This window comes from Pedobacter sp. 01N416 (genome assembly GCF_056399685.1).
Genome location: NZ_JBFTRT010000220.1, coordinates 1 through 7,720 on the forward strand (window position 1 = coordinate 1; position 7,720 = coordinate 7,720).

A 7,720-nucleotide genomic window follows, 5' to 3' on the forward strand; every position below is an offset into this window, starting at 1 on the left:
GTTCCTGCAGAAGAGTACTATATCGAATTAGGAAAAGCAAATGTAACCAAACAAGGTACCGATGTAACCATCGTAACCTTCGGTAAAATGTTAACTCGCGTTGTAAACCCGGCGGTAGAAGAATTAACTAAAGAAGGAATCAACGTTGAAGTGATCGATTTGCGTACTGTACGTCCTATCGATTATGATACCATTATCGCTTCTGTTAAGAAAACAAACCGTTTGGTTGTTGTAGAAGAGGCATGGCCTTTGGCATCTCTTTCTGGAGAGATTGCTTTCATGGTACAAAAACATGCATTCGATTATTTAGATGCACCGGTTTTACGTATCACCTGTGCCGACGTTCCACTTCCATACTCACCAACTTTAATCGCAGCAAGCTTACCAAATGCTGAACGTGTGGTTAAAGCGGTAAAAGAAGTAATGTACGTTAAAAAATAAAATTGTCAGTCTGAGCATAGTCGAAGACCAAAACATATAAATCCTCCAAAGCAATTTGGGGGATTTTTTTATTTCCCCTTTTCCGTGTCCTCTGCGTTTCCCTGGCAAATATTCGAAAATTTATGTTCAGTAATCCTTCGGTTTCATCAGCCCCGCCATTCATTGCAATCTTTTTGGCCGGTTAGCTACTCCATTTATCGTCATTGCGAGGGGGAACGGCGAAGCAATATTTCCTGTAGGGCATACCAAAAAGTATTTCCATTTCTGTCAGGTTTAGTGAACCATGGCCTGTATAAGAAACTCAATTCAGTTTCCTGCTCAAAGCAAAAAAAATACGTGATAATTTTTATATTCGTTGCACAAAGAAACTCCTTCCATGTCCGAATACATAGCCGATCAAACCTTCGAAAAAGCCGATTTTACCTTACGGGCACTGCCAAAAGCAGAATACGAAAACTGTAAATTCATCAATTGTGATTTCTCCAGTTCAGATTTAAGCGGCGTTAAGCTTTTAGACTGCGAATTTATCTCCTGTAACTTAAGTCTGGCAAGCCTTACCAAAACCTCATTTATTGATGTAAACTTTCAAGACTGTAAAATGCTCGGATTAAGGTTCGAAAACTGCAATGATTTTGGGCTGGCATTCTCTTTCGGTAATTGTAAACTAGACCATTCCTCTTTTTACAAACTGAAGCTTAAGAAAACGAACTTCAAAAATTCACAATTGCACGAGGTAGATTTTTCCGAATGCGACTTAACCAGCGCAGTACTCGATAACAGCGATTTATTAAACGCAACTTTTGATAGGACCATTATCGAAAAAGCARATTTTAGGACCGCATACAACTATTCTATCGATCCGGATAACAATAGGATTAAAAAAGCAAGATTCTCAAAATCGGGCATCGCAGGCCTTTTACAGAAATACGATATTCAGATCAGCGAATAGGTTTTTAAGAAATTTTGTAAATTCAGCTTACAAAACCACCGACCATGGAACAGCCCAAACCAGAAAACATTGATCAATACATTGCTAATTTCCCAATAGAAACGCAAAAGCTATTACAGCAAATCCGTGAAACTATACACAAAGCCGTACCAGAAGCCAAGGAAGTAATCAGTTATGGGATGCCCGCCTTTAAACAAAACACGGTGCTGGTTTATTTTGCGGGTTATGCCAAACACATTGGCTTTTATCCAACCGGTTCAGGAATTGAAGCATTTAAAGAAGAATTTACCCAGTATAAATGGAGTAAAGGAGCAGTACAGTTTCCTTTAGACAAACCTTTACCGCTAGATCTGATTACCAGAATCACCAAGTTTAAAGGAGAAAGAGATTTAGAGAAAGTTAAAAAGAAAAAATCATAATATTCCCGGCTTCCTATCTGGGAAAAATAGAGGCATAATTATGGAAAACAGTTCAAAAAAGCATCCGTTTAGTAAAACCTTACTAAACCGACGCCAAACAGATGAAAAAAATACTTTTACTCCTAGTCCTCTTTACCTCTACAAAATCATTTTGCCAGAAAACAACAGTTGTAGAAATTGAAACACTTTCGAAACCAGCAAAACTTATTCCTGTTGTTCCTACTAATGAAATTCTTAAAGTGCTGAGGGCAGATGTAGAAAGAAATGTTGAAAATCTACCCGACAGTTTGGTTTATTATGGTGAGCACCCTTTCCTAACGGGCATTTTAAATTCATATATAGATCACAGGCCATTTGTGATCTCTCCCGATATTTTCTGGTTATTGATCAGCCAGGGTTTTGCCCGGCATATCACTCAAAATGCAGAAGAGCTCAGGTCGCAGATGGTAAACTTTGAAGGAAGGAAGACTTTAACCGTTGTTTCAGATAAAATCTGGTTTGGTGATCCCAAATCCGATTGGGCTTCAATTTTTCCTCAGTTTAATGAACAGATCAACGATTATACCGGCAAAAAATTGGTCGGCATTTTAACTTCCGATTTTACCACCACCACCCCCACCTCCAAGATTGTAAGCCAGGTTACGATTATGGAAGCTGTAAAATCTTATTTCGAATTTAAGGTGATTATGATTGGTTGTGGAATTCCGAAAATCACCATAGAAGGCACAACCCAGGATTGGAAAAAATTACTGGAAAAGACCAAATACCTTGCCCGGTACAAACTAGATTGGTGGACAAATGAGCTCATCCCGATTATCGAAGAAATCATAGCGGCTAAAAAAGGAAAAGTAAATAAAGATTTCTGGATGAATATGGTAAAATACCATACCGAAAAGAAATATGGAACGGTAAATACAATCGACGGCTGGATTGTAAAGTTCTTTCCTTATACCAAAGAAGGAAACAAAACAGGTTTAAAACCAATTACCAGCGTAAACAATCTGGCTTCGGAAATTGTAAAAGTTCCTTTTATTCTGGAAGACGCAGTACTCCACACAAAGCACAATATGGAAATCTGGGCAGGATTTATAGGCTTGTCCCAAAACAATAAAGATTTCACTATGAAACCGGAAATGAGCTGGGCTATCGTAAATAAAGACAGTGCACCATCTGAAACGTCTGTTTTCGGCAACAAAACCAGCGCTGATGATCTTTCAATGAGTAATATTAACGAAATCCCAAAAGAGCTGTATGCATTAAAAAGCATAGGTACACTAAGGATCAAATTCACTAAAAATATTGCTATTCCTGACGAACTGGGTAAAATTCAAATTAGAAGATTAGAACTTACCGGGGAGATTACAGAGGCTGAAAAGCAAAGACTTGTAAAACTTTTTCCCAACAACTGGCTGATCATAAATGGCAAATCAGTCGATCGTTGATAAATATATCTACCATTTTTTTAAAACTTACTCACAAATTTCGGTGGAAAACTTCATTCTAAAAATCATTAAATCCCGCAAATCCTGATTAGCTTTGCTTCCTTTAATTTTTACCTTTAGGATATGTTAACCCACCATAAAATAATTGCAGCCGAATTAAAAGTTGCAGAAAAACAAGTAACGGCAACCATAAATCTGTTAGATGAAGGTGCAACTGTACCTTTTATTTCACGTTACCGTAAAGAGGCCACAGGCAGTTTAGATGAGGTTGAAGTGGCTGCAATCCGTGATCGGGTTTTGCAATTACGCGATTTAGACAAGCGCCGGGAAGCGATTTTGAAATCGATGACCGAGCTTGGCAAGTTAACCCCCGAACTGGAAAAAAAGATCAACGAAGCTGAAACCATTTCGCTTTTAGAAGACATTTACCTGCCGTTTAAACCTAAGCGTAAAACACGTGCATCAGTTGCAAAAGAAAAAGGATTAGAACCTTTGGCCTTGCAGATATTTGAGCAAAATGCTTTTGATTTAGCGGCATCAGCTGATAAATTTATCGATGCTGAGAAAGGTGTAAACTCATTCGACGAAGCTTTAGCAGGTGCAAGGGATATCATTGCCGAAATGATTTCTGAAAATGTAGAGGCGCGGACCAAAATGCGTACTTATTTTCAGGAAAAAGCTGTTTTTAAATCAGAGGTGATCAAGGGAAAAGAAGAAGAAGGCATTAAATATAAAGATTACTTCGAATGGAGTGAACCGGTTAAAACAGCTGCATCACACCGTGTTCTGGCTATGCGCCGTGGTGAGAAGGAACTGATTTTGAGATTAGACGCCCTTCCGCCAGCGGAAGATGCCATTGCTATTTTAGAGAACCAGTTTATTTTAGGCAATAATGCAGCTTCAAAGCAGGTTCAACAGGCTTTAGAAGATGGCTATAAACGTTTGCTGGAACCGGCCATGGAAACCGAACTTCGTGTATTTACCAAACAGAAAGCGGATGAAGAAGCCATTCGGGTTTTTGCCGAAAATGCGCGTCAATTGTTATTGGCAGCTCCAATGGGACAAAAAAATGTACTGGCTATCGATCCAGGTTTCCGTACCGGTTGTAAAGTGGTTTGTTTAGATAAACAAGGTCAACTGTTAGAGAATACAGCCATTTATCCGCATACCGGACAAGGTAATGTGAAAAATGCCGAATTTACTATCCAACAGCTTTGTGAAAAACATAATGTTGAAGCTATTGCCATTGGTAACGGTACCGCAGGAAGAGAAACTGAAGCGTTTGTTCGTGCGTTAAATTTACCGCATATCACCATTGTGATGGTTAATGAAAGCGGCGCTTCGATTTATTCGGCTTCGGAAGTGGCCAGAGAAGAGTTCCCTACACAGGATATTACCGTACGGGGAGCGGTTTCAATCGGTCGCCGTTTAATGGATCCATTGGCCGAATTGGTAAAAATAGATCCAAAATCTATCGGTGTTGGTCAATACCAACACGATGTTGATCAGAATAAATTACAGGCAAGTTTGGACGATACGGTAATCAGTGCGGTAAATGCTGTTGGTGTAGAATTAAACACGGCCTCAAAGCAGATCTTAGCCTATGTTTCTGGCTTGGGCCCAACTTTAGCACAAAATATTGTAGACTATAGAAATACGCATGGTGCTTTTAAAAACCGTGAAAGTTTGAAAAAAGTACCTCGTTTGGGCGATAAAGCCTACGAGCAGGCAGCAGGCTTCCTGCGCATCCGCAATGCAGAAAATGTTTTGGATACCAGTGGTGTACACCCTGAGCGTTATGCCGTAGTAGATAAAATGGCGAAAGATCTTGGCACTACCGTTTCCGCTTTAATGAAAGATACGCAACTGCAAAAACAGATTAAACCTCAGCAATATGTAACCGAAGAAATTGGCTTACCAACATTAACGGATATTTTAAAAGAACTTGCAAAACCCGGCCGCGATCCACGTGAACAGTTTGAAGCTTTTAGCTTTACCGATGGCGTGAATGAGGTTTCAGATTTAAGAGTGGGCATGAAGCTCCCTGGAATTGTAACCAACATCACTAATTTCGGCGCCTTTGTTGATATCGGCGTACACCAGGATGGTTTGGTTCACACTAGTCAGCTGGCTAACCGCTTTGTGGCTAACCCAAATGATGTGGTTAAAGTACACCAAAAGGTAGAAGTTACGGTAATGGAAGTTGATGCAGCACGCAAAAGAATTTCACTATCGATGAAAACTGAAACCAGTCCGAAGTCAGAAGTCCGTAATCGGGAATCTAAGGAGCATAAACCGAAACAAGATTTTAAACAGAATAATAGTAAATCCAATTTCAAGCCACGTAATGAGCCCAAAGACGCTGATGGCGATCTGCAGGAAAAATTAGCAAAGCTGAAAGGGATGTTTAAATAATTTCCATCGATTGTCATACTGAGCCTGTCGAAGTATTTAAGGAGTCTTCGACAGGCTCAGACTGACATGTATAAATTACTGTTTCTCAAACTCCAACCTTTTCTTCGGTAAGCTTTCAGGATAATTTCTTTGAATAAACGAGATCATAGCTTCCCTTACATAGCAGCGTAAATCGAAAGCCCTTGAAGAATTAGAAGCACTCATCAGAAATCGGACTTCGATGGTGCCATCTTTTGTACTATCGGTAACCTGCACCACGTTTACTCGCTTGTCCCAGAGCGGGTTAGCATTCAATAGCCTGGATAATTCTTGTCGCATCGGTTCAATAGGGATCGTATAATCCAGGTATAAAAAAACAGTTCCAAGTAGATCGGCGGAAACACGGGTCCAGTTTTGAAAAGGCTTTTCGATGAAATAAGTAATTGGTAAGATTAACCGCCGTTGATCCCAGATATTAACCACCACATAGGTTAAAGTAATCTCCTCTACCTTACCCCATTCGCCTTCCACAATCAAAACATCATCAATCCTGATCGGTTGGGTAAAGGCAATCTGAAAACCTGCCAATAAATTCCCGAGCGACTTCTGTGCTGCAAAGCCTATAATAATTCCGCCGATACCTACCCCGGTAAGCAGCCCAGCTCCAATTTTGCGCATACTTTCAAAACTCAATAAAATAATAGCAGCAGTAATTAAAATAATAAGCGAAACAATAAACTTTCGAACAAACTGCAACTGCGTTCTGATTTTACGTTCTTTTAGGTTATTTTCTTTGTTTAGATCATATTTCAGGTAGAAATAATCTTCCAAAACGTTAATTGTCCTCACCAAAATAAGCGCAAAAGTAATCGTCAGGGCAATTTCTAATATCTTGGTTATTGGGAGACGATATGTTGGCGTCATCTCCATCAGCGTTAACGAGAAGTTAAGGAACAATAAGGGGATAAAAATAGCTACAGGTCTCCTCAAATGCTTTACTGTCGATTTTATAATGATAAAATCCCACCAACGCGAAAGCAGGATGAAAGTTTTGTGAATGATAAACTTGATGAAAATACCAAGAGATACCGCTATTAATCCAATAATGAGATTCTTAAAAAACAAAGGAATTGGATAACCGAAAATCTGGTCGATATACTGCATAAACGAAATTTATGGTTAATAAATACGGCGATCAGCCAATGGATATTCTTATAACAGCTATATTTTTGGATTGTTTGCCAACAGAAAACTAAGAGCCGCAAATAAATTATTTACATTAGCATTTTGTAGATCTTCAAAAAAGAAAAGATGGATTTTTTCGATGCCAAAAGTATATTTTTCACGGTTCTTGAATATAAAATGAGCTATCTGGAATTCTTCGCGGTGATTACGGGGATTATTTCAGTTATTCTTTCAGCAAAAGCCAGCGTTTGGAGCTGGCCCGCTGGCATTGTTAATGTATTTTTATCAGCCTTTTTATATTACCAAAACCAGCTTTACCCCGATATGTTTTTGATGGCTTTCTTTTTTATAACCAACATTATCGGCTGGTGGCGATGGACAAATCCAAAACCAGAAGAAGAAGACAAAAACAAAGAACTTAAAATTAGTTTTATGCCTGTAAGGCAATTTTTAACCCTACTGACTATAGGTATTGTTGGCACATTGCTGATGGGTACCCTGGCCAGTCAGCTCCACAATTGGCTTCCGCTACTCTTCAACCTGCCAAGTGCTTATCCTTTTATCGATTCATTTATTTTTGTAATGAGTGTAATCACCACTTTTCTAATGATCCAGAAAAGAGTAGAATGTTGGATTATCTGGCTGATTATCGATATTGTAGCCACTTACCTATACTTTTTAAAAGGTATCAAGTTTATGGGGGTAGAATATTTCATCTTCACCATTATTGCTGCTTTTGCATTGTGGCATTGGATAAAAGAATATAGAAGCTATACTAAAACGGCATGAAAAGAGGCTTAGTGATTGGCAAATTTATGCCGATTCATAATGGGCATATTGCATTGATTAACTTCGCTGCTTCACAATGTGATGAGCTGATTGTATCAATG

At 39.0% G+C, this 7,720-nt stretch carries 8 protein-coding genes; 7 read left to right on the forward strand and 1 reads right to left on the reverse strand.

What is annotated here, in order from left to right; translation table 11 throughout:
• The 5 genes from AC1DND_RS13615 to AC1DND_RS13635 all read left to right on the forward strand — a co-directional run.
• On the forward strand, positions 1 to 441 hold a 441-nt coding region (locus AC1DND_RS13615; protein WP_477582333.1), incomplete at its 5' end, for a transketolase C-terminal domain-containing protein.
• A 376-nt stretch (positions 442 to 817) separates the two neighbouring features.
• Positions 818 to 1,390, forward strand: a complete 573-nt coding sequence (locus AC1DND_RS13620; RefSeq protein ID WP_477582335.1) for a pentapeptide repeat-containing protein — start codon at positions 818 to 820, stop codon at positions 1,388 to 1,390.
• Between the two features lie 44 nt (positions 1,391 to 1,434).
• Positions 1,435 to 1,809, forward strand: coding sequence for an iron chaperone (locus tag AC1DND_RS13625; RefSeq protein ID WP_477582336.1), 375 nt, complete (start codon positions 1,435 to 1,437; stop codon positions 1,807 to 1,809).
• A 101-nt stretch (positions 1,810 to 1,910) separates the two neighbouring features.
• Positions 1,911 to 3,251 carry a DUF4419 domain-containing protein gene (locus tag AC1DND_RS13630; RefSeq protein WP_477582337.1) on the forward strand — a complete coding sequence of 447 codons (1,341 nt, stop codon included), beginning with the start codon at positions 1,911 to 1,913 and terminating at the stop codon, positions 3,249 to 3,251.
• A gap of 123 nt (positions 3,252 to 3,374) precedes the next feature.
• Positions 3,375 to 5,666, forward strand: coding sequence for a Tex family protein (locus AC1DND_RS13635; protein ID WP_477582339.1), 2,292 nt, complete (start codon positions 3,375 to 3,377; stop codon positions 5,664 to 5,666).
• A 75-nt stretch (positions 5,667 to 5,741) separates the two neighbouring features.
• Here the strand turns inward: AC1DND_RS13635 and AC1DND_RS13640 are convergent, their stop codons facing one another.
• Positions 5,742 to 6,809, reverse strand: coding sequence for a mechanosensitive ion channel family protein (locus AC1DND_RS13640; RefSeq protein WP_477582341.1), 1,068 nt, complete (start codon positions 6,807 to 6,809; stop codon positions 5,742 to 5,744).
• A 147-nt stretch (positions 6,810 to 6,956) separates the two neighbouring features.
• Here AC1DND_RS13640 and pnuC point away from each other — a divergent pair, with 147 nt between their 5' ends.
• A complete protein-coding gene (gene pnuC / locus AC1DND_RS13645) occupies positions 6,957 to 7,619 on the forward strand; it encodes a nicotinamide riboside transporter PnuC (protein ID WP_477582342.1) in 663 nt (220 codons plus the stop codon).
• The coding region (locus tag AC1DND_RS13650; RefSeq protein ID WP_477582343.1) for an adenylyltransferase/cytidyltransferase family protein at positions 7,616 to 7,720 on the forward strand (105 nt) is incomplete at its 3' end. The genes pnuC and AC1DND_RS13650, both read left to right, overlap by 4 nt.

Coding starts and splice junctions, on each gene's coding strand:
- AC1DND_RS13625 (WP_477582336.1), top strand. CDS start 1,435: ATGGAACAGCCCAAACCAGAAAACATTGATCAATACATTGCTAATTTC.
- AC1DND_RS13630 (WP_477582337.1), top strand. CDS start 1,911: ATGAAAAAAATACTTTTACTCCTAGTCCTCTTTACCTCTACAAAATCA.
- AC1DND_RS13635 (WP_477582339.1), top strand. CDS start 3,375: ATGTTAACCCACCATAAAATAATTGCAGCCGAATTAAAAGTTGCAGAA.
- AC1DND_RS13640 (WP_477582341.1), bottom strand. CDS start 6,809: ATGCAGTATATCGACCAGATTTTCGGTTATCCAATTCCTTTGTTTTTT.
- pnuC (WP_477582342.1), top strand. CDS start 6,957: ATGGATTTTTTCGATGCCAAAAGTATATTTTTCACGGTTCTTGAATAT.